Raw genomic sequence first — 20568 nt, 5'->3', positions numbered from 1 at the left:
GCCGTCGACCCCGCGCCGCGCGAACCCGCCGGGTCAGCCGGGCCGGCCCGCCGAACCGTCCACCGCGCGTCCCACCCGGACACCCAGTTCGGCGAAGGTACGCCGGATGTCGTCGAGCCGGATCGTCGGGCCGGCCAGCCGGGAGACGATGCCCTCGTGCTCCGGGTCGCGGGCGCTGGACTCGACCAGCTTCTTCAGCTCGTCCAGCGGGATGTCGTGGTAGAGCGCCTCGTATCGGGTGCAGATCCGATCCAGCCGGTCCCGCTCGGCCGGGCTCGGCTGGCCGCCGGCGCGCAGTTCGGAGGCGTCGTACCAGTCCAGGAAGGCGTGCTGGAAGGCCTGCACGAGCTTGCCGAGGAAGACCGCGGTGCCCAGCGGGCTGAACCCCTCCTGCTGTCTGAGCCGCGCCTGCACGGCGCGCACCCCGGCGTTCGCCGGACGGCCCGGCGTCTCGACGAACACCGCGCTCAGGTCGTCCTCCATCCGGTCGATGGAGCTGAGCAGTCGTAACGCGTCCTGGAAGAGCTCGTCGACGGCGGCCAGCGTCGGGGTGGCGGCGGAGCGGGCCGAGGCCGGCGGTTCGCCGCCCCGGGTGGTGCTGGCCACCTCGCGGCGGATCTCGCTCAGTTGCCGCTCGGTGGTCTCGCCGATCCCGGCCAGGTGCTGCGCCACGTACTCGATCAGCTCCTGGGTGGTGGACTGTTGCCGGGTGATCCGTTCCACCCCGTCGATGATCACCTCGAGCGGGTTGGCGGTGACCGTCTCCCGGTGGCGCCGCAGCACGCCGGTGACCACCGACTGGAGGGTCTCCGGAAAGGACTCGCGGCCGTAGACGATCGGGTCGTTGGGCTTGAGGATCGGCACGAGTTGGGCGGCGAACGCCTCGGTCAGGTAGCCGACCACCACCAGGACGACCTCCACCGAGCCGGCCTCCGCGCGGGCCCGGGCGGCGCGTTGCCGAACCTCCGTGACGTCGGCCGGGGACACCACCCCGCCGGCGAGCAGGATCGCGCAGCGGTACTCCCCCTGGGAGTCGGAGACCCAGTAGTCGACCGGTGCCTCCCCGCCGGGCTCCCGCAGGTGTCCGCTCGAGACCCGGATCCCCACCTTGGTGAGGACCTGGTGGACCTCCCGGCGGACGTCGAGCACGCTGGCGAGGTCGAAGTGGGCGCCGCTGACCTGGCGCACCACCTCCGGGCTGATCAGCTCCTGCGTCCCCTGCGCCCAGCCGTAGAGGTAGTGGCAGAGGGTGATGAACTGTCGGGGTACGCCCTTGGTCAGGGCGACCAGGGTCTCCACCGCCTGCTGGGTGAACGGCTCCAGCGCGTCGTCCCCCCGGACGGCCCGGTGCGACGACCGGATGAACTCCTGGACCTCCGCGACGGTCATCGGGGTGAGCTCGACGATCTCGCCCAGCCGCTGCCGGGTGCTCTCGTCGGGGATCTTGACTATCTCGGGCATGCCGGCGAGCACCACGAAGGCGCCGGACTCGCCGACCGCCTCCAGCATCCGCTTGAACGGCCCCATCCGGTCGGCGAAGTCGCTGCGGCTTTCCACCGCCGACAACACCCGGTCGAACTCGTCGATCATCAGCACCGCGGGACGGCCCCGGTCCCGGTGCAGCCGCCCGAACGCGGCCATCGCGTCCAGCGCGGCGCTGTCGGTGGCGATGGTGCGGAAGATCCCCCGCTCCTGGAGGAAGTCCCGGGGCGGGTTGCCGGTCAGCCAGTCCCAGACCAGCGTCTGCACCTCGGGCTGGAGCAGCAGGGTGAAGGCCGTACCGAGGTCGTTGTCCCGGGTGACCCTGATCAGGGTGGCCTGCATCCGTTGCAGCAGCAGCCGGTCGGGCAGGTGCAGCCGGGCGACCACCGCGACCGGGTCGATCTCCCCCTGCCGCAGCCGCGCGGCGGTCCGGGCGGCGTACGGCGTCGCCTCCAGCTCGTCGGCGACCACCTCGGCGTAGTAGTCGCTGAGCAGGTCCATCACCCGCGGGCGTTTCACCTGCGCGATGAATCGCCGGTAGAGGTCGACGAAGGTCCCGTTCGGAGCGTCGAGATAGACCGGGTCGGCGGCCGGGGCCGACTCCAGGACCCGGCGGCGCAGCGCGGCCGTCAGGTGCGTCTTGCCGGTGCCGAAGTCGCCCACGAGCGTCAGGACCCGGCCCTTGCGGGGCTGCTCGGGGGTGTGCGGCGCGCGCAGGTACTCGTCCAGCGCCGCCCTGGCGCGGACCACTGCCGTGGTGGCCACGGTGACCACGCTGGTCGCGCTGTCGCCGACCCGGGCCACCGGGGTCGGTAGGTAGGGGTTGACACCGTCCGCCGGAAAGAGCGTGCGCCCGGGTCGACCGGCACCGTCCGGGGTCGGCCGCACTGCCTGGTCACTTGGCATCGGTCTGATCCCCTGACTCGTCCTCGTCGGTCGCTGGTGGCTGCGGCGCCTCCGGTGGTCCTCCTGTGCGCGGAGCCGCGGGGTCCTCCGTGACCGGGGGGTCGTCCGGCGGGTACGGGCGACGCTCCTCGAAGGACTCCGCCTGGCGCTCGTAGAATGTGCTGATGTGCTCGTCGGTGATGGTGGCGTCGCCGTCGGCAATCGCCCGCGTCCACACATCGTGACACAACTCACGCAGTGCGCTCAGCGTTAAGCCGGGGTCGGCCGGAACGAGCTTTTCCATCATTTGTTTGTCGGCCTTCGGCCAGCCCAGGTCGGGATTGCGGGCCAGCCGGCCGCTGGCGTAGGTCCAGCCGTCGTTCGCCTTGAGCGGGCCGAGACTGAGCACGATCGCCTCGGCCTTTCCGTTCCCGTCCAGCTGCCGGTGCCAGGCCCGGACCGCGTCCGGGTTGCGGCTCTCCAGGAAGAAGAAGACCCGCTCGACGCGGAAGCCCATGTAGTGGTGGACCGGGTGTTCCGGGGCGAAGTCCCCCTCCTGGCCCGGGCTGTTCACCTGGTCGAGGAAGGCCGGCAGGATGATCGCGGCGAACTCGCCGCGGGAGCGCAGCTGGCTGCTGAGCGTCCGGTACGCCGAGGGCGCGGGCGCGGTCCCCGGCTCGGGATAGTTGGCGTCCTCGAGGTGCACGTCGGTGAGTACCCGGTGGGCGAGCCGGTCGAAGTAGCTCCACAGCTCCGAACGGCCGTCGGGCGCCGGCGGGGTGAACGGCTCGTACCGGGTCAGGTCGACGATCTTCAGGGTGGTGTCGGCGAGCGCCTGCTGGAGGTGGTGGACACACCGGTGGATCAGCGAGGTCTTGCCCGATCCACGCTCGCCCGTCACCACCACCAGCCGGCCGGGCTGCTTGCCGTCCTTGCGCATCGGCGGCAGGAACTCGACGAACCGATCGTAGGCCTGTTGGGTCTGGTCCACCCCCAGGTAGAGGTGCTCGTGCTCGGGATAACCCCACGGCTGCAGCGCGCCCTCCGCCGCCGGCCCCAGTTCCCTGATGTCGAACGGGTTCCGTAGCGGCTCGCCGTTCGGACTCATGCCATGCTCCGTGGGGACTCGGTGGGCGGGTCGGCGGCCGCGACGGCGGGGGGCGGGGTGGGATGCCGGCGGCGGGACAGCAGGGCCGCGCGGATCGGTCGTTCCCGGGCCTCGGCGACCGTCCGCACGCCGGCGCGCAGGTCGTCGAGGGCGGAGCGCACCCGCACGGCCCGCTCGCCCTGCGGGCGGCGCACCTCCGGCGTCGACCAGCCGGCTGTCAGCCCGGACCCGAGCGCTCCGTCGTCCAGCTCGGCGAGCATCCGCCCGACCTCGGGGTGCCGGTCCGGGCGGGGCGTCTCCGCCAGGGTGAGCTGCAACCGGGTGCGCAGGTCGTCCAGCGTCTCCCCGCGGGGCACCGGCCGGCTGGCGTCGGTTGCCGCGTCCATGAACCCGATGACGGCGGTGACGAACGCCCGGGCGTCGGTGCGCAGCGCGGCGGAGTGCTTGCGTACCTCGGTCATCCACTCCCGCCAGCCGGTGGTGGCGGTGGTGGTCAGCAGGGTCAGCGCCGCGCCGACCAACAGTGGCCAGAGCACCTTCCAGGTCGACCCGGCGGAGCCGGCGCCGGTGCCGCCCTCGTCGAGCTGGGCGGCGGCGACCGCGACACCGCAGGCGCGGGCGAAGTCCTCCCGGTGCTGCCCGCGCCACTCCTCCAGCGGCCAGTCCCGACCGTCGTCGTGGACCTGGTCGGCGGCGGGTGCGGCGGTGGCGAGCCGGAGCAGCACGGCGGCCCGCGCCACCGCCGGTCGCTCGGCGGGCGACAGGCAGAGCAACGCCTCGGCGGCCGCCCTGTCGGCCGGCTCATCCTTCCCGCAGGCGGCCAGGGCGAACAGGGTGAGGAACAGCAGCGGGCCACACAGCGACGGCATCATCCATCGACGGAGTGCGCTGACCCGCATAGCCCTGGACTCTATCGAGAGCGCGCCCGCATTGGTGTCCCGGCCATGGGCCTAACTTCCGACGCTGCCGTACCCCGGAAATTGTCCACGGTGTGCTACCGGTCGGGCGCATCGAGTGGTATTGCGATCGCCATTCCGTACGACATTCGGGCCGCCGTGATTCGCCTTTCGCCGCGAATTCGCGGAAATTGCGGGGAAGGAGCGGGCGGTCGGGGACGGCGGCCCGCGGTGGTGTACCACCGCGGGCGCCGCCCCGGGTCAGACGTTCGCCACCAGCAGGGCGGGCTGCTCGACGCAGTCCGCCACGTGGCGGAGGAACCCGCCGGCCACCCCGCCGTCGCAGACCCGGTGGTCGAAGGTGAGGCTGAGCTGGGTGACCTTGCGGACCGCCAACTGCCCGTCGACCACCCACGGCTTGTCCACGATGCGCCCCACACCGAGCAGCGCCGCCTCCGGGTGGTTGATGATCGGGGTGGAACCGTCCACGCCGAACACCCCGTAGTTGTTCAAGGTGAAGGTGCCGCCGGTCAGCCGCGCCGGGGGCAGGGTGCCGGCCCGGGCCGCGGCGGTGGTCTCGGCCAGGGCGGCGGCCAACTCCCGGGTGGTCAGCCGCTGGGCGTCGCGGAGCACCGGCACGACCAGCCCCCGGTCGGTCTGCGCGGCGATGCCCAGGTGCACGCCGGCCGACTGGACGATGCGCTGGCCCTCGGTGTCGACGTGGGCGTTGAGCTGCGGGTACTTTCGCAGCCCGCTGAGGCAGATCCGGGCCAGCAGGGCCAGGATGCTGACCGGCGCGTCCGGGGTGGCGGCGTTGATCGCGGCCCGGGTCGCCAGCAGCCCGGTCGCGTCCACGTCGACCCAGATGGTCACCTCGGGGATCTCCCGCCGGCTGCGGGAGAGCTTGTCCGCGATCGCCTTGCGGATGCCGGTGAGCGGAATGACCACGTCCCCGTCGGCGGCCGGGGCGAGCCCGACGTGCGCCGCGGGCGCGTCCGGCACGGCCGCCAGCGGCGCGGCCAGCGCTGCCTCCACGTCCGCCCGGCGGATCACGCCGCCGGGCCCGGTGCCGGTCAGCGACGCCAGGTCGACGCCGCGCTCCTTCGCGAGCCGCCGGACGATCGGGGAGATGACCAGCGGAGCGCCGGCCGACCGGTCCTGGACCGGCCTCCCGGCGCCGCCGGTCGAGGCCGCGGCGAGCGGCCCGCTACCGGTCATCGAGGCGGGCCCGCCCACGGTCGCCGTCGCGCCGCCCCGGGTCGGGTCGGCGGCCGTCGGCGGGACGGTCGTCCCCGGTCCGCCGGGCCCGGCCGAGGCGCCGGCCGCGGGTTCGGGAGCGAGGGCCAGCCGGGGGCGCCGCCGCCGTCCGGAGCCGCCGTGGCCGGTGCCGTACCCGATGAGGACGTTGCCGGAGCCGGCACGTTCCTCCTCGCGGTAGGTGGCGTGCGGGTCGCCCTCGGCCTCCCCGTCGAGCGGAGCGATCGTGATCAGCGGCTGGCCGACCGGGCGGACCTCACCCGCCGCGCCGTGCAGGGCGACGACCCGGCCGGCGTACGGGCAGGGCACGTCCACGACGGCCTTGGCGGTCTCCACCTCGACGACGCTCTGGTCCACGGTCACCACGTCGCCGACGGCGACCCGCCACTCGACGATCTCCGCCTCGCTCAGCCCTTCCCCGAGGTCGGGCAGGAGGAAGTCCCGGGTGCCGGTCGTGGTGGTCATGCTGCTCTGGCCGGGCACTCGCTCACGGCCCTCGCTCCGCTCGGTGCGTTCGCTCATGCCGCGCTGGCCGGGCACTCGCTCACGGCCCTCGCTCCGCTCGGTGCGTTCGCTCATGCTGCCACCCACCGGGTGTCGGGCTGGTCGTCCCACTGCAGCCGGGCCACGGTGTCCAGCACCCGGTCCACCGACGGCAGGTGGGTGTGCTCCAGCATCGGCGCCGGGTACGGGATGTCCAGCCCGGACACCCGCAGCACCGGGGCGTGCAGGGCGTGGAAGCAGCGCTCCTGGACCCGGGCGGCGATCTCCGCGCCGACCCCGGCGAAGCCCTGCGCCTCCTGGATCACCACGCAGCGGCCGGTCCTGCGCACCGAGGCGGTGACCGTGGCGTCGTCGAACGGCACGATGCTGCGCACGTCGACCACCTCCAGGTCCCAGCCCTCCTCGCGGGCCGCCTCGGCGGCCTCCAACGCCACCGGCACGGCCGGCCCGTACGCGACGAGGGTGGCGTCGGTGCCGGGCCGGCGGACGACCGCCGTGCCGAACGGCGCGGTCCGGGCCGGCAGTTCCGCCTCGGCGCTGGCGAAGTAGAGCTTCTTGGGCTCCATGAACACGACCGGGTCCGGGTCGTCGATTGCCTCGCGTAGCAGCGAGTACGCGTCCTCGACGGTGGCCGGGGTGACCACCTTCAGGCCCGGAGTGTGCGCGTAGTACGCCTCGGACGAGTCGCAGTGGTGCTCCACGCCGCCGATGCCGCCGGCGTACGGGACCCGGATGACGATCGGCACGCTCAGCGCGCCCCGGGTGCGGTTGCGCAACTTCGCCACGTGCGAGGCGATCTGCTCGAACGCCGGGTACGCGAAGGCGTCGAACTGCATCTCGACCACCGGCCGCAGCCCGGACATGGCCAGGCCGACGGCGAAGCCGACGATGCCGGCCTCGGCGAGCGGGGTGTCGAAGCAGCGCTTGTCGCCGAACCGGGCCTGCAGCCCGTCGGTGATCCGGAAGACACCGCCGAGCTGGCCGACGTCCTCACCGAAGACCACCACCCGCTCGTCGTCGAGCATCGCGTCGGCGAGCGCCGCGTTGAGCGCCTTCGCCATGGTCATGGTGGCCATCAGGCGTCCCCCTCCTCGTCGCCGGCCGCGGCCAGTTCGGCGCGGACCTGCTCGCGCTGCTCGACCAGTTGCGGGGTCGGCTCGGCGTACACGTGGTCGAAGAGGCTGAGCGGGTCCACCGCCGGCTGGGCGTTCATCCGGTCGCGCAGCGCGGCGGCGTACGCCTCGGCCTCCTCGGCGATCGCCGCGACGGCGGCGTCGTCCAGCGCGCCCCGGTTGCGCAGGTACGCCTCCAGCCGGGCGATCGGGTCGCGGTCCCGCCACGCCTCGACCTCCTCGGCGTCCCGGTAGCGGGTCTGGTCGTCGGCGTTGGTGTGCGGTTCCATGCGGTAGGTGTGCGCCTCGACCAGGAACGGCCCCTGGCCGGCGCGGGCGTGCGCGACGGCCCGGGTGAGCACCGCGAGCACGGCCACCGGGTCGTTGCCGTCGACCTGCTCGCTGGGCACGCCGTAGCCGACGCCCTTGTAGGCCAGGCTCGGCGCGGCGGTCTGCCGGGACAGCGGCACGCTGATCGCGTACTTGTTGTTCTGCACGAAGTAGACCACCGGGGCCTTGAACACGGCGGCGAAGTTGACCCCCTCGTGGAAGTCGCCCTCGCTGGTCGCGCCGTCGCCGATGAAGGCCAGCGCCACGGTGTCGCGCCCCTGGTAGGACTCCCCGTAAGCCAGCCCGGCGGCGTGCACGCACTGGGTCGCGAGGGGGGTGCACTGCGGCGCGGTGTGCGCGGCGGCCGGGTCGTACCCGCAGTGCCAGTCGCCGCGCAGCAGGGTGAGCACCTCGACCGGGTCGATGCCGCGGGCGGTCAGCGCCATCGACTCGCGGTAGGTGGGGAAGACCCAGTCGGTGTCGCGCAGCGCCAGGACGCCGCCGACCTGGCAGGCCTCCTGGCCCCGGGAGGACGGGTAGACGGCGAGCCGGCCCTGCTTGGTCAGCGCGGTGGCCTGCACGTCGAAGCGGCGGCCGACGACCATCCGCCGGTACATCTCCCGCAGCTCCTCGACGGGCGGCTCCGGGTAGTCGTCCCGGGCCGGCAGCGGGGTGCCGTCCGGGTCGAGCAGGCGGACCGGCTCGGTGTGCGGCAGCAGGCCGGCCGACGGATCGGGGGCGGCCGGGGTGGCCGGCCGGCGGGTGCGGGGGGATGCCCTGCGGACCGCCTGGGGTGTGGTCGTCACGGCGGGGACCTCCTGGACGTGTGGTGGCCCTATGCTCCTGCTGTTGGATGATTGACTCAACATCCGGGATGAACGCGGGACGAATGGCAGCGAGATGAGGGCGTCATGAGCCAGGAGACCGGCACCACACCGGGCGCGGCGGCCGGAACGGGACGTTCGGCCGGGCCGCTGGACGAGGTCGACCGGCGGATCCTGCACGAACTCGTCCGCGACGGTCGGCTCTCCACCCGTACGCTGGCCGAACGGGTGCACGTCTCGCGCACCAACGCGTACGCCCGGGTGGAGCGGCTGCTGCGGGACGGGGTGATCGCCGGGTTCCGGGCGCTGGTGGCGCCGGAGCCGGCCGGGCTGGGCACCTCGGCGTACATCGCGCTGACCATCGAGCAGAACACCTGGCGCGAGGTGTCGGCCGAGCTGGCCCAGGTGCGCTACATCGAGCACGTCGCCCTGCTCAGCGGCGAGCACGACGTGCTGGCCCTGGTCCGGGCGCCGGACAACGCCACCCTGCGGGACGTGGTGCTGGACCGGGTGCAGAGCATCGCCGGGGTGCTGTCGACCCGGACCTGGCTGGTCTTCGAGGAGTACGACGGGACACAGAGCCCCTGGCAGTGACGGCGCTCAGCGCTCCGGCGGGGCCTCCAGGCCCTCCCGGTCGGCCAGCTCCAGCAGCGGCTCCAGGGAGAACCGGCGGTCGTCGAGGCCGGCATGCGGGTCACCCCGCTCGGCGAACCGGGCCGGCAGGCTCAGCACGTCGAAGTCCTCCGGCCGGGCGTCGTCCAGCTCGGCCCAGTCCAGCGGGGCGGAGACCAGCGCGCGCGGGGTGGGCCGGATCGAGTACGCCGAGGTCACCGTGTGGTCCCGGGCCATCTGGTTGTAGTCGACGAAGACCGGTCGGTCCCGCTGGTCCCGCCACCAGGTGGTGGTGACCAGGTCCGGCAGCCGGCGCTGCATCTCCCGCCCCAGGGCCAGCACCGCCCGCCGGCACTCGCCGAAGCTCCACCGCGGCTCGATCGACAGGTAGACGTGGATGCCCCGCCCGCCGGTGGTCTTCGGGTAGCCCACCAGGCCCAGCTCGTCGAGGAACGCCCGCACCTCGTGGGCCACCGGCACCACCTGGGCGAAGTCAACGCCCGGCATCGGGTCGAGGTCGATGCGCAGCTGGTCGGGGTGCTCCACGTCGGTCTTCGACACCGGCCACGGGTGAAACCGCAGGGTGCCCAGGTTGGCCGCCCAGATCACCACGGCCAGCTCGCTGGGGGCCACCTCGTCGGCGGTCCGGCCGCTCGGGAAGGTGATGTGCGCGGTGCGTACCCAGTCGGGCGCGCCCGCGGGCAGGCGCTTCTGGTAGAACGCGTCGCCCTTGTTGGTCTGCCGGGTGGCCACCTTCGCGCCCTCGAAGACGCCGCGCGGCCAACGCTCCAGCATGGTGGGCCGGTCGCGCAGGGCGCGCAGGATGCCGTCACCGACGGCCAGGAAGTAGCGGACCACGTCCAGCTTGGTCAGCCCGCGTTCCGGAAAGTAGGGCTTGTCGGGGCTGGAGACGCGGACCAGCCGCTCCCCCACCCGGATCTCCTCGGCCGCCGTGGTCGCCACGCCTCACACCGTACGACGCCGGGGGCCCGCGCGCGGGGAGGTCGTCAGGCGACCAGCAGCGCCCCGAGGCCGATCAGCGGCACCCCGACGAAGAGGAAGATCCCCGCGCAGCCCGCGGCGGCGTATCCGTGGCGGGGGCCGCCGGCACGGTTATCCGGCCTGGGCCGGGGGTACCGCAGCCGGCATGGCGGAACTGGCAGGGCTCTGGATCATCCGGCACGGGGAGAGCACCGCGAACGTCGCGGCGACGGCGGCCGAGGCGTCCGGCGCCGAGCTGATCGACCTCAGCCACCGGGACGCCGACGTGCCGCTCTCCCCCACCGGTGAGGAGCAGGCCCGGGCCACCGGCCGCTGGCTGGCCGGGCTGCCCGCCGACCGCCGGCCGGACGTCGCCGTGGTGTCGCCGTACCTGCGGGCGGTGCGGACCGCCGAGCTGGCCCTGGACGGCACGGACGTGCCGGTGAGCCTCGACGAGCGGTTGCGGGACCGGGAACTCGGCGTCCTCGACGGCCTCACCGGGCACGGCGTCCAGCACCGGTACCCGGAGGAGGCGCAGCGCCGCGCCCGGCTCGGCAAGTTCTACTACCGGCCGCCCGGCGGCGAGTCGTGGACCGATGTGGCGCTGCGGCTCCGCGCGCTCCTGGGCGACCTGCGCCGTGACCACGCGGGCGGCCGGGTGCTGCTCTTCGGGCACGACGCGCTGGTCTTCCTGCTCCGCTACCTCGTCGAAGGGCTGACCGAGAGCGAGCTGATGGCGCTGACCCGCGAACACGTCATCGCCAACTGCTCGGTGACCGGCTGGTCCGCCGACCGTTCCGGCCGGCTGGTCCCGGCGGTGTTCAACGACGTGGCCCACCTGCACCAGCAGGGCGCGCGGCCGACCAGGGAGGACGAGGTCCATGCCGAACCGGTCTGAGGTGATCACGCCCGCGCTGCTGCGCGACTGGGCGCTGCCCGTGCCGACCGGCGGGAAGGAGGCCCGCGGCACCGTGCTGGTGGTCGGCGGCGCCCGGTTCACCCCCGGCGCGGTGCTGCTGGCCGGGGTCGCCGCGCTGCGCGCCGGTGCGGGGGTGCTGCAACTGGCCGCCGCCGAGTCCACCGCCGCCGCGCTGAGCATCCAGGTGCCCGAGGCGCTCGTCGTGGGCCTGCCCGAGACCGGCGACGGCGCGGTGCGCGGCGACCCGGGCGACCTGCTCGGCGGGCTGGTCGCCGAGGCGGACGTGGTGACCGTCGGGCCCGGGCTCACGGACATCGACGCCACCGGCGGCCTGCTGCACCTGGTCCTCGAGGCGGCCCGGCCGGAGACGGCGCTGGTGCTCGACGCGTACGCCCTCGGCGCGCTCAGCCACGAGCCGGACCTGCTGGTCGGCTCCGGCCGCCGGGTGGTGCTCACCCCGAACCTCACCGAGGCCCGGCACCTGCTCGGCGACGAGCCCGGCGACGACCTGGACGCGGCGGCGGCCGAGGTGGCCCGCCGCTACGACGCGGTGGTCTCGCTCTACGGCCACATCGCCACCCCGGACGGGCAGTGCTGGCGGGAGGAGAGCGGCGACGCCGGTCTCGGCACCTCCGGCAGCGGTGACGTGCGCGCCGGCCTGCTCGCCGGCCTGCTCTCCCGTGGCGCGGAACCGGCGCAGGCCGCCTGCTGGGCCGCGTTCGCGCACGCGGTGAGCGGGCAACGCCTGGTGCCCCGGTACGGCCGGATCGGCTTCCTGGCCCGGGAACTGCTCGACGAGATCCCCTACACGCTGGCTACCGTCTGACGGTTGTGGTCTGCCCGTTCGGGTGTGTGTAACAACACACCCGCTCCCTACGCTGATTGCCCGAGAGCAGGCGACCTGCCTGTTCTCCGCCGGCCCGCTGCCCGCCAGGCTGCGGATCCCGGCCAGATCGGCCCCCTGGGAGTCTGTGTGAAGAACCTCCGTCGCAAGACACTGGCCGCCGCGTCCGCGATGACGCTCGGCGCCGGCCTCGCCGTCACCGGCGGGCTGGCTCCGGCGGCGGCCGCCGGACCGGACACCTCGTATCTGGTCCTCGCCCCGCAGGGCGCCAACACCAGCAAGGCCGCCGCCCGCGTGGCGGCCGCCAAGGGCACCGTCGTGGCCAGCTACGACCAGATCGGCGTGCTCGTCGTCCGCTCCACCAACCCGGCCTTCGCCACCCAGGTGGCGGGCGCCGGCGTGGAGTCGGTCGCGTCCACCGCCGGCCTGGGCACCGCCCTCGACGAGGGCGAGACCGTGGAGGTCGCCGCGGCCGACGTCGCCGCCGCCACCGGCGACCCGACCACGGAGCCGCTCTACAACCTGCAGTGGGACATGGACATGATCCACCTGCCGCAGGCCCACGCGGTGAACAACGGCAGCCCGGACGTCGTCGTCGGCGTGCTGGACAGCGGCATCTCCAGCAGCCACCCGGACCTGGCGACCCAGATCGCCAAGGACAAGAGCACGTCCTGCATCGGCGGTGTCACCGACACCACCGAGGCGGCGTGGAACCCGACCACCAGCGACCACGGCACCCACGTGGCCGGCACCATCGCCGCCGCCGTCAACGGCGTCGGCGTGACCGGCATCGCCCCGGGCGTCAAGGTCGCCGCCGTGAAGGTGGTCAACGACGACGGTTACATCTTCCCGGAGGCCGCGGTCTGCGGGTTCGTCTGGGCCGCCGAGCACGGGATGCAGCTGACCAACAACAGCTACTACATCGACCCGTGGGAGCTGAACTGCCGCAACGACGCGCGCCAGCGTCCGGTGTGGCAGGCCGTGCAGCGGGCGATCCGCTACTCGCAGTCCAAGGGCGTGCTCAACGTGGCGTCTGCGGGCAACTCCAACTACGACCTGGCCCACAAGATCACCGACACCGGCAGCCCGAACAACGGGACGCCGGAGAACCGCGAGAACCTCACCAACGCCTGCCTCGACCTGCCGGCCGAGGCGCCGGGTGTGGTGACCGTGTCGGCGGTCGGCCCGACCGGGGAGAAGAGCTACTACTCCTCGTACGGGCAGGGCGTGGTGGACGTGACGGCACCGGGCGGCGACACCCGGTACCGGACCCAGGGCGTGCGCTCGACCAGCAGCGACGCCATCCTGTCCACCACCTTCAACACCACCACCCGGACCAACGGGTGGGGCTACAAGCAGGGCACCTCGATGTCCGGCCCGCACGCCACCGGCGTCGCGGCGCTGGCGCTCTCCGCGCACCCGGGGATGAAGCCGGGCCAGCTGGCGTCGTTCCTGGAGCGTACGGCGGTGGCCCAGGCCTGCCCGGCGGGCGTCTACAACCCGGTCCCGTTGATCTCGTCGACCGACCCGCACCTCTACGACGCGACCTGCTCCGGCGGCGCGCGTAACTCGTTCTACGGCGCCGGCATGGTCGACGCCTACAACGTGGTGCGGTAGCTCCAACCCTCGGTGGGGCCCGGCGACCTGTCGCCGGGCCCCATCCGTTTGTCCAGGTAGAGGCGGGGGTACCGGGGCGACATCAGCCGACTCTAGGAGGTCACCGGTGTCCACCGATGCCATCGTCCTGCTCAAAGAGGACCACAAGGAGATGCGCCGCCTGTTCAAGGCCTTCCAGGATGCCGAGGAGGGGCCGGCGAGCGAGCGGAAGAAGCTGGTCACCCAGATCCTCGAGGCCCTGACCGTGCACACCTACCTCGAGAACGAGGTCATGTACCCGGAGGTGCGCAAGCTGGTGCCGGACGTCGAGGACGACATTCTCGAGTCGTACGAGGAGCACCACGTGGCCGACGTGCTCTGCTTCGAGCTGTACGCCATGGACGCCGACGACGAGCGGTACAACGCCAAGACGACGGTGCTGATTGAGAACGTGCTGCACCACGTCGAGGAGGAGGAACAGGAGTGGTTCCCGAAGGTCCGTGACGCGCTCGGCCGTAACCAGCTGCAGGAGATCGGGCAGCGGATGATCGACCTGCGCCCGAAGGCGCCGAAGACCCCGACCGCCCCGAAGGCGCTGAAGAAGTCGCTGGACGCCGTGGTCGCCTGAGACCGCGACGCGACGCGAGCGGGACCGCCCCGGGCGAGAAGGGGCGGTCCCGCTCGCGTCGGGTTCAGTCGCCCGAGCCGGGCTCGGCCATCTTCCGGTGCTGCTCGGCCTTCAGCCGGTCCGGGATGATCTTGCCGGCGGCCACCTGGATCTTGTTGACCAGGGAACCGGCGGCGACCTTGTGCTCCCCCTTCATCAGCGCCTCGAACGCATCCTCGGCCACCTTCCGCGGGTCGTCCTTGGGCCCCTGGCCGACCCGGGTGTCCTCCATGTCGGCCCGGTCGAAGAACTCGGTGTCGGTCGGGCCGGGCATCAGCGAGGTCACCGTGACCCCGCTGTCCTTCAGCTCGTTGCGCACCCCCTCGGCGAAGGACTGCACGAACGACTTCGAGGCGTTGTAGACCGCCTGGTACGCCCCGGGCATGGTGGCGGCGATCGACGAGGTGAACAGCACCCGGCCCTGCCTCCGCCGCACCATCCCGGGCAGCAGCAGCTTGGCCAGGTGCACCGTCGAGCGGACGTTGAGGTCGATGACGGTCAGCTCGTCGCGCAGGTCGGTGCCGCCGACGAAGGACCCGCCCGCGCCCCGGCCGGCGTTGAGGGCCAGGGCGTCGACCGGGCGGCCGGTGGCCGCCACCGCGGCGGCCAGCTCCTCCACCCCCTCGGCGGTGGCCAGGTCGGCGCGGACCGGCTGCACCAGCGGGCCGCCGTCGCGGCGCAACTGCTCCGCCGCCGCGGTGATCCCGTCGTCCTCCGCGGCGATCACCAGGTCGTACCCGTGCTCGGCGAACTGCGCCGCCAGCTCGTACCCGATGCCGCTGGACGCTCCGGTCACCACCGCGAGCGGTCGGTCGGTGGATGATGTGGTCATCCCTGCTCACTCCCCTCGTCGCGGGCGCGGCCCGCACGCACCGTGACCGCCCCGTCCGGTGTCCTGCCCACCACCACGGCGGCTAATCCCCGCCGCCGCCACCGGCCGGGCCGGGCGACACCCCGGGGACGTCCGGGTGACCCGGCGGCCGGGCCGGGCGTACCCGGTAGGATCAGGCCGGGCCGTGACTGGCGCGTGGGGATGGAGAACCATCGGGAAGCGGTCCCGTCATGAGGACGCACGCCGAGCGCCTGGGCCTTCCGCACGTCATCAGGAGGTCGCATGTCGCCGAACGCCGAATCCACCGCCTTCCGCAGCGCGCTGGAGGTGATCCGCGCCGTCGAGCCGCGGGTGGCGGACGCCATCGGGGCCGAGCTGGCCGACCAGCGCGAATCACTCAAGCTCATCGCCAGCGAGAACTACGCCTCCCCGGCCACCCTGCTGGCCATGGGCAACTGGTTCAGCGACAAGTACGCCGAAGGCACCATCGGGCGCCGCTTCTACGCCGGCTGCCAGAACGTGGACACCGTCGAGGCGCTCGCCGCCGAGCACGCCAAGGAGCTGTTCGGCGCGGCCCACGCGTACGTGCAGCCGCACTCCGGCATCGACGCCAACCTGGTCGCCTTCTGGGCGATCCTCGCCGACCGGGTGGAGTCGCCCGCGCTGAAGAAGGCGCAGGTGCGCCAGGTCAACGAGCTGACCGAGGCGGACTGGTTCGCGCTGCGCCGCGAGCTGGGCAACCAGCGGATGCTGGGCATGTCGCTGGACGCCGGTGGGCACCTGACCCACGGCTTCCGGCCGAACATCTCCGGCAAGATGTTCGACCAGCGCAGCTACGGCACCGATCCGGCCACCGGCCTGGTCGACTACGACCAGGTGCGGGCGGCGGCCCGCGAGTTCAAGCCGCTCATCCTGGTGGCCGGCTACTCGGCGTACCCCCGGAAGGTCAACTTCCGGATCATGCGGGAGATCGCCGACGAGGTCGGCGCCACCTTCATGGTCGACATGGCGCACTTCGCCGGCCTGGTCGCCGGCAAGGTCTTCACCGGCGACTTCGACCCGGTGCCGCACGCGCACATCGTCACCACCACCACCCACAAGTCGCTGCGCGGCCCGCGCGGCGGCATGGTGCTCTGCGGCCCGGAGCTGGCCGACCAGGTCGACCGGGGCTGCCCGATGGTGCTCGGCGGCCCGCTGCCGCACGTGATGGCCGCCAAGGCGGTCGCGCTGGCCGAGGCCCGCCGCCCCGACTTCGCCGACTACGCCTCCCGGATCGTGGACAACGCCCAGGCGCTCGCCGACGGGTTGCTGCGCCGGGGCGCGAAGCTGGTCACCGGCGGCACCGACAACCACCTGGTGCTGATCGACGTCTCCGGCTACGGGCTCACCGGGCGGCAGGCCGAGCAGGCGCTGCTCGACTCCGGCATCGTGACCAACCGCAACGCCGTCCCGCAGGACCCGAACGGCGCCTGGTACACCTCCGGCATCCGGATCGGCACCCCGGCGCTGACCACCCGGGGGCTGGGCACCGCGGAGATGGACGCCACCGCCGAGCTGATCCACACCGTGCTCAGCCAGACCCGACCGGGCGAGTCCAAGGCGAAGTACGTGCTCGACCCGGCCCTCGCCGACCAGGTCAACAAGCAGGCCAGCGACCTGCTGGCCGGCTTCCCCCTGTATCCGGCCGTCGACCTCGGCTGATCCGGTCCGCCTCCGCGACGCCCCGTCCGGCCGTGCCGGGCGGGGCGTCCGGCGTTTCCCGCCCCACCGGCGGCACCGGTCGGGATCGGCGCCCGGGGTGAGGCGGCGACGGTCAGCGCAGCGGGCGCTTGAGGTGGTAGCGGTGGACCTCGGTGCTGCCCTGGACGTTGTTCACGTCCTCGGCGGCGGAGACCAGTTCCCAGCCCTCCCGGCCGACGCGGTTCAGGTGGGCGATCGCGGTATCGCCGTAGGGTGTCACGTCGGTGCGGGACCCGTCCGGGGCGTACCAGACGAACGAGACGTGAAAATTGCGGCCCTGCCCCTGATAGCGGCGGACCAGCAAGGCGTACTCCCAGGCAACCATCCGTCCATTATCAACGGTGGCCAGCGCGGCCGGGAACACGGGTGGTGGCGGAACGGCGACACTGCGCCGTCAGGCCGGGCTGCCCACGGCCGCCAACTCGTCACTGACCAGGGCGGCCAGCCGGTCCAGGCCCAGCTCGATCTGCGCCGGGGTGACCGCGCTGACCGACAACCGCAGCGCCTTCACCCGCGCCCCGTCGTCGTAGAAGTGCGCCATCGGGGTCCACAGCACGCCGTAACTGCGGGCCGAGCGGTGCAGCAGCGCGTCGTCCACCGCGAACGGGACGGTCACCACCACGAAGAAGCCGCCGGCCGGTACGTTCCAGCGCACCGGCCCGCCGGCCGGGAAGCGGGCCGCCAGCCCGTCCACCATGTGCCGCAGGTTGCGCGCGTACGCGGCCCGCTCGCGGGCCGTCGCCGCGACCAGCGAGCAGTCGTGGGCCAGCAGCGCCCCGCCGATCACCGCCTGGGCGATCGGCGAGGTGTTCACGGTGACCATGCTCTTGATCTTGGCCAGCTGGTCGGCGAGCGGCCCGATCGTCCCGTCGGAGCCGGCCACCCGCTGATCGGCCACCACGTAACCGACCCGGGCGCCGGGAAGCACGGTCTTGGCGAACGAGCCGAGATAGACCACCCGGCGCCGGGTGTCCAGCGCCTTGAGGGTGGGCACCCGCTCGGTGCCCGCGGCCGGGAAGAGGCCGTACGGGTTGTCCTCGATCAGCAGCAGCTCCTCCTCGGCGGCCAGGTCGAGCAGGCGGCGCCGCTGCGCCAGGCCCATGCTGACCCCGGACGGGTTGGCGAAGTCGGGCATCACGTAGCAGCCGCGCGGGCGCAGCCCCTCGGCGCGCGCCCGGCGCACCTGGGCGCGCAGATCCGCCAGGTCGACGCCGTCCGGGCCACCGGCGACCGGACGCACCGGCAGGTCCACCAGCCGGGCCGCGCCGGTCAACCCGACGTAGGTGGGAGCGACGGCCAGCAGCACGTCATCCGGGCCGGCGCGCAGCGCCCGCAGCACCAGGAACATCGCCTCCTGGCAGCCGACGGTCACCACGATCGTCTCCGGGTCGACGGTGAGCTGCTCGTCCACGGCCAGGTTGCGGGCGATCAGGTGATGCACGATGCCCTTGGTCCGGCCGTACTGGAGCAGGGTCCGGTCCACCTGCGTGGGGCTCAACCCCAGGTCATCGGCGAGGTGCCGGCGGAAGGTGTCCAGGTGCCGGGCCGGCGCCGCCGAGTCGAAGAACTCCTCGTACGGGCGGCCGGCCGCCAGGGACACCGCGTCCGGGTAGTGCTGCGCCACCTCGTTGAGGAAGTTCATCGAGTTCAGCGCGGGGTCGTCGACCGACGGGTGCAGGTCGGCGACGGTCAGCTCCACCGGCTCCATGTCAACCTCCGATCAGGGTGCGCAGCCGCCGGGCCGCGGCCGGGTCGGCGCAGCCGGCGAGGGTGAGCGCGTCCCGCAGCTCGGCGCCGAGCAGGGCCAGCGCGGCCTCCGCGCCGGCCCGCCCGCCGGCCGCGAGGGCCCAGAGCAGAGGCCGCCCGACCAGCACGCCGCTCGCGCCGAGGGCGAGCGCGCGCAGCACGTCCGCGCCGCTGCGCACGCCGCTGTCGAGCAGCACCGCGCAGCGCTCCCCCACCTCCGCGACCACCTCGGGCAGCACGGCGGCGCTGGCCGGCGCGCCGTCGAGCTGCCGGCCGCCGTGGTTGGAGACCACCACGGCGTCCACCCCGGTCTCCGCCGCGCGCACCGCGTCACGCGGGTCGAGGATGCCCTTGACCAGCAGCGGCAGCCGGGTACGCTCCCGCAGCCAGGCCAGGTCCGCCCAGCTCAGCGCGGGGGCGAAGACCGCGCCGGTGTGCACCGCCACCGCCGAGACACCCGGGGTGCCCTGGTGTGCCAGGTCGTCCCGGCCGCCGGGCAGGTTCGCGGCCGTGACGTGCGGCGGCAGGGCGAATCCGTTGCGCACGTCGCGCAACCGCCGGCCGAGCACCGGCACGTCGACGGTGACCATCAGGGCGGAACAGCCGGCGTCGTGCGCCCGGTCCAGCAGGTCGGCGACCATGCCCCGGTCACGCAGCCAGTAGAGCTGGAACCAGACCGCGCCGCCGACCGCGGTGACCTCCTCGATCGGCGTGCTGCCCAGGGTGCTCGCCACGTAGGGGACGTCCGCCGCGCGGGCGGCGGCGGCGAGGGCCAGCTCGCCGTCGGGGTGCAGCAGCTTCTGGTACGCCATCGGCGCGACCGCCACCGGCATGGCGTACCGGCCGCCGGGCAGGGCGGCCTCGGTGTGCGGCCGGTCCACCCCGGTCAGCACCCGGGGCAGCACCGCCACCCGGTCCAGCGCGGCCCGGTTGGCGGCCAGCGTGGTCTCGCTGCCGCTGCCCCCGTCGACGAAGTCCCAGACGGCCGGCGGCAGCACCGCCCGGGCCAGCTCGGCGAAGTCCGGGAGGCTGGCCGGCGGCACGAACGCGGCCCCGACGGCGACGTCCCGCCGTCCCGGCACCGCCCAGCCGTCGGGGCCCGCCGGGTCCGGGGCGGCTCCCCGGTCGGTGGTCACCGGTTCAGCCATGGCCGGACCCGCCCGCGACACCGGCCGGGGAGCCGCCGGCAACCCCCGCCGGACCGCCGCCCACCGCAGCGCCGCCCAGCGCGGCGCCGACCTCCGCAGCGCCGCCCGGCGGGGCGCCGCCCACCGCAGCGCCGGCCGCGCTGGCGGTCGGGGCGGTTGCGAGCCGCTTCCGCAGGAAGGCCGCCGCCTGCTCCTGGGCGCGCTGGCCGGCGTCGAACACGCCCGGCATGGCGAAGAAGCCGTGCACCATCCCGTCGTAGCGGGTCAGCTCGGTGGGTACGCCCGCCTCGCGCAGCCGACCCGCGTACCGCTCCCCCTCGTCGCGCAGCGGGTCGTGCTCGGCGGTGATCACCAGGGCCGGCGGCAGCCCGGCGAGGTCCTCGGCGAGCAGCGGCGAGGCCAGTGGGTGCGCCGCGTCGGCCGGGTCGGTCAGGTAGTGGCCCCGGTACCAGGCGACCGAGTGCCGGTTGAACAGCAGCGGATCCTCGTCGTCCGCCGCGCCCCGGCCGGGCCGCTGGTCGGTGTTGGGATAGATCAGCAGTTGGGCGGCGAGCCGGGGCCCGCCGTCGGCGCGGGCCAGCAGGGTGACCGCGGCGGCCAGGTTCCCGCCGGCGCTGTCGCCGCCGACCGCGAGCCGGTCCGGGTCGGCCCGGAACTCGCCGGCGTGTCCGGCCAGCCACCGCAGCGCCCGGTGGCAGTCCTCCACGGCGGCCGGGAAGCGGTGCTCGGGCGCCAGCCGGTAGCCGACGGTCACGGTCTGGCAGCCGGCGAGGTTGACCAGCCGGCGGCAGATCCCGTCGGCGGTGTCCACGCTGCCCAGCGTCCAGCCACCGCCGAAGAACCAGAGCAGGGTGGGCAGCGGGCCGTCCCCGGCCGGCCGGTGGATCCGCACCGGCAGCGGCCCGTCCGGTCCGGGCAGGTGCGTGTCGCGTACCTCGGCGACCGGCTCGACCGCGCCGGCGCCGGCGCGGATCGCAGCGAGGTCGGCGGCCCGCGCCTCGGCCAGGGTCTGGGTGTAGAGCGGTGCGGCGCCGGCGGCCGCGCGCGCCGCCCGCCACGCGACCACCTGCGGGTCGAGGGCCATG

The 20568-nt window shown here is 73.8% G+C and carries 17 protein-coding genes, 1 pseudogene and 1 riboswitch; of the genes and pseudogenes, 6 read left to right on the top strand and 12 right to left on the bottom strand.

The annotated features are described in order from the left end of the window. Positions 1–33: 33 nt before the first annotated feature. The 6 genes from LQ51_RS12005 to pdhA all read right to left on the bottom strand — a co-directional run bounded on the left by LQ51_RS12005 (position 34) and on the right by pdhA (position 8413). Positions 34–2388: an ATP-binding protein gene (locus LQ51_RS12005; protein ID WP_156313051.1), complete on the bottom strand. Its 2355-nt coding sequence runs from the start codon at positions 2386–2388 to the stop codon at positions 34–36. Beyond that, entirely contained in the window at positions 2378–3475 is a 1098-nt protein-coding gene (locus LQ51_RS12000) for a P-loop NTPase family protein (RefSeq protein WP_046565135.1), read from the bottom strand. The genes LQ51_RS12005 and LQ51_RS12000 overlap by 11 nt, the downstream gene beginning before the upstream one ends. Further along, entirely contained in the window at positions 3472–4374 is a 903-nt protein-coding gene (locus tag LQ51_RS11995; protein ID WP_156313050.1) for a hypothetical protein, read from the bottom strand. Before LQ51_RS11995 ends, LQ51_RS12000 begins: the two co-directional genes overlap by 4 nt. Before the next feature lie 258 nt (positions 4375–4632). After that, the gene (locus tag LQ51_RS11990) at positions 4633–6093 is read right to left on the bottom strand and encodes a dihydrolipoamide acetyltransferase family protein (RefSeq protein WP_046565200.1); all 1461 of its coding nucleotides are present in this window, start codon (positions 6091–6093) and stop codon (positions 4633–4635) included. A 110-nt stretch (positions 6094–6203) separates the two neighbouring features. Next, positions 6204–7208 (bottom strand): alpha-ketoacid dehydrogenase subunit beta, encoded by a 1005-nt coding sequence (locus LQ51_RS11985; RefSeq protein ID WP_046565132.1) that lies wholly within the window; start codon positions 7206–7208, stop codon positions 6204–6206. Next, on the bottom strand, positions 7208–8413 hold the full coding sequence (gene pdhA, locus LQ51_RS11980; protein WP_046565198.1) for a pyruvate dehydrogenase (acetyl-transferring) E1 component subunit alpha: 1206 nt from the start codon (positions 8411–8413) through the stop codon (positions 7208–7210). Before pdhA ends, LQ51_RS11985 begins: the two co-directional genes overlap by 1 nt. Positions 8414–8485: 72 nt before the next feature. On the opposite strand from pdhA, the gene LQ51_RS11975 reads away from it, so the two are divergent. Continuing rightward, entirely contained in the window at positions 8486–8992 is a 507-nt protein-coding gene (locus tag LQ51_RS11975) for an Lrp/AsnC family transcriptional regulator (RefSeq protein ID WP_046565130.1), read from the top strand. Between the two features lie 6 nt (positions 8993–8998). Here the strand turns inward: LQ51_RS11975 and LQ51_RS11970 are convergent, their stop codons facing one another. Then, a complete protein-coding gene (locus LQ51_RS11970; protein WP_046565129.1) occupies positions 8999–9973 on the bottom strand; it encodes a DNA polymerase domain-containing protein in 975 nt (324 codons plus the stop codon). 184 nt (positions 9974–10157) lie between these two features. Here LQ51_RS11970 and LQ51_RS11965 point away from each other — a divergent pair, with 184 nt between their 5' ends. The 4 genes from LQ51_RS11965 to LQ51_RS11950 all read left to right on the top strand — a co-directional run bounded on the left by LQ51_RS11965 (position 10158) and on the right by LQ51_RS11950 (position 13978). Next, positions 10158–10889 (top strand): histidine phosphatase family protein, encoded by a 732-nt coding sequence (locus LQ51_RS11965; protein ID WP_046565125.1) that lies wholly within the window; start codon positions 10158–10160, stop codon positions 10887–10889. Next, positions 10873–11736 (top strand): NAD(P)H-hydrate dehydratase, encoded by an 864-nt coding sequence (locus LQ51_RS11960; protein WP_046565123.1) that lies wholly within the window; start codon positions 10873–10875, stop codon positions 11734–11736. Before LQ51_RS11965 ends, LQ51_RS11960 begins: the two co-directional genes overlap by 17 nt. A 147-nt stretch (positions 11737–11883) precedes the next feature. Beyond that, positions 11884–13371 (top strand): S8 family peptidase, encoded by a 1488-nt coding sequence (locus tag LQ51_RS11955; protein WP_046565121.1) that lies wholly within the window; start codon positions 11884–11886, stop codon positions 13369–13371. A gap of 106 nt (positions 13372–13477) precedes the next feature. Further along, positions 13478–13978 (top strand): hemerythrin domain-containing protein, encoded by a 501-nt coding sequence (locus tag LQ51_RS11950; RefSeq protein ID WP_046565119.1) that lies wholly within the window; start codon positions 13478–13480, stop codon positions 13976–13978. 64 nt (positions 13979–14042) lie between these two features. Here the strand turns inward: LQ51_RS11950 and LQ51_RS11945 are convergent, their stop codons facing one another. Further along, entirely contained in the window at positions 14043–14849 is an 807-nt protein-coding gene (locus LQ51_RS11945; RefSeq protein WP_046565117.1) for an SDR family NAD(P)-dependent oxidoreductase, read from the bottom strand. A 174-nt stretch (positions 14850–15023) separates the two neighbouring features. Next, a riboswitch (ZMP/ZTP riboswitch) is annotated at positions 15024–15113 on the top strand. 18 nt (positions 15114–15131) lie between these two features. Between LQ51_RS11945 and LQ51_RS11940 the strand changes: the two genes are divergently transcribed. Further along, positions 15132–16550 carry a glycine hydroxymethyltransferase gene (locus LQ51_RS11940; RefSeq protein WP_046565116.1) on the top strand — a complete coding sequence of 473 codons (1419 nt, stop codon included), beginning with the start codon at positions 15132–15134 and terminating at the stop codon, positions 16548–16550. A 112-nt stretch (positions 16551–16662) separates the two neighbouring features. Here the strand turns inward: LQ51_RS11940 and LQ51_RS11935 are convergent, their stop codons facing one another. The 4 genes and pseudogenes from LQ51_RS11935 to LQ51_RS11920 form a co-directional block, all read right to left on the bottom strand. Then, on the bottom strand, positions 16663–16914 hold the full coding sequence (locus tag LQ51_RS11935; RefSeq protein ID WP_046565113.1) for a hypothetical protein: 252 nt from the start codon (positions 16912–16914) through the stop codon (positions 16663–16665). A 69-nt stretch (positions 16915–16983) separates the two neighbouring features. After that, positions 16984–18297, bottom strand: coding sequence for an aminotransferase-like domain-containing protein (locus LQ51_RS11930; protein ID WP_046565111.1), 1314 nt, complete (start codon positions 18295–18297; stop codon positions 16984–16986). 1 nt (position 18298) lies between these two features. Next, on the bottom strand, positions 18299–19483 hold the full coding sequence (locus LQ51_RS11925; protein WP_082159381.1) for an alpha-hydroxy acid oxidase: 1185 nt from the start codon (positions 19481–19483) through the stop codon (positions 18299–18301). A 160-nt stretch (positions 19484–19643) separates the two neighbouring features. Further along, positions 19644–20567: pseudogene (locus LQ51_RS11920) on the bottom strand (alpha/beta hydrolase); the annotation flags it as partial. Position 20568: the final 1 nt, after the last annotated feature.

The sequence above is a fragment of the Micromonospora sp. HK10 genome (assembly GCF_000982955.1).
In the GTDB taxonomy this organism is placed as follows: domain Bacteria; phylum Actinomycetota; class Actinomycetes; order Mycobacteriales; family Micromonosporaceae; genus Micromonospora.
This window is presented reverse-complemented; position numbering and strand designations above follow the sequence as displayed.

What these genes read in the sequence shown, in the direction of transcription:
- LQ51_RS12005 (WP_156313051.1), bottom strand. Translation starts at nt 2,388, where the DNA reads ATGCCAAGTGACCAGGCAGTGCGGCCGACCCCGGACGGTGCCGGTCGA.
- LQ51_RS12000 (WP_046565135.1), bottom strand. Translation starts at nt 3,475, where the DNA reads ATGAGTCCGAACGGCGAGCCGCTACGGAACCCGTTCGACATCAGGGAA.
- LQ51_RS11995 (WP_156313050.1), bottom strand. Translation starts at nt 4,374, where the DNA reads ATGCGGGTCAGCGCACTCCGTCGATGGATGATGCCGTCGCTGTGTGGC.
- LQ51_RS11990 (WP_046565200.1), bottom strand. Translation starts at nt 6,093, where the DNA reads ATGACCACCACGACCGGCACCCGGGACTTCCTCCTGCCCGACCTCGGG.
- LQ51_RS11985 (WP_046565132.1), bottom strand. Translation starts at nt 7,208, where the DNA reads ATGGCCACCATGACCATGGCGAAGGCGCTCAACGCGGCGCTCGCCGAC.
- LQ51_RS11975 (WP_046565130.1), top strand. Translation starts at nt 8,486, where the DNA reads ATGAGCCAGGAGACCGGCACCACACCGGGCGCGGCGGCCGGAACGGGA.
- LQ51_RS11965 (WP_046565125.1), top strand. Translation starts at nt 10,158, where the DNA reads ATGGCGGAACTGGCAGGGCTCTGGATCATCCGGCACGGGGAGAGCACC.
- LQ51_RS11960 (WP_046565123.1), top strand. Translation starts at nt 10,873, where the DNA reads ATGCCGAACCGGTCTGAGGTGATCACGCCCGCGCTGCTGCGCGACTGG.
- LQ51_RS11945 (WP_046565117.1), bottom strand. Translation starts at nt 14,849, where the DNA reads ATGACCACATCATCCACCGACCGACCGCTCGCGGTGGTGACCGGAGCG.
- LQ51_RS11940 (WP_046565116.1), top strand. Translation starts at nt 15,132, where the DNA reads ATGTCGCCGAACGCCGAATCCACCGCCTTCCGCAGCGCGCTGGAGGTG.
- LQ51_RS11935 (WP_046565113.1), bottom strand. Translation starts at nt 16,914, where the DNA reads ATGGTTGCCTGGGAGTACGCCTTGCTGGTCCGCCGCTATCAGGGGCAG.
- LQ51_RS11930 (WP_046565111.1), bottom strand. Translation starts at nt 18,297, where the DNA reads ATGGAGCCGGTGGAGCTGACCGTCGCCGACCTGCACCCGTCGGTCGAC.
- LQ51_RS11925 (WP_082159381.1), bottom strand. Translation starts at nt 19,483, where the DNA reads ATGGCTGAACCGGTGACCACCGACCGGGGAGCCGCCCCGGACCCGGCG.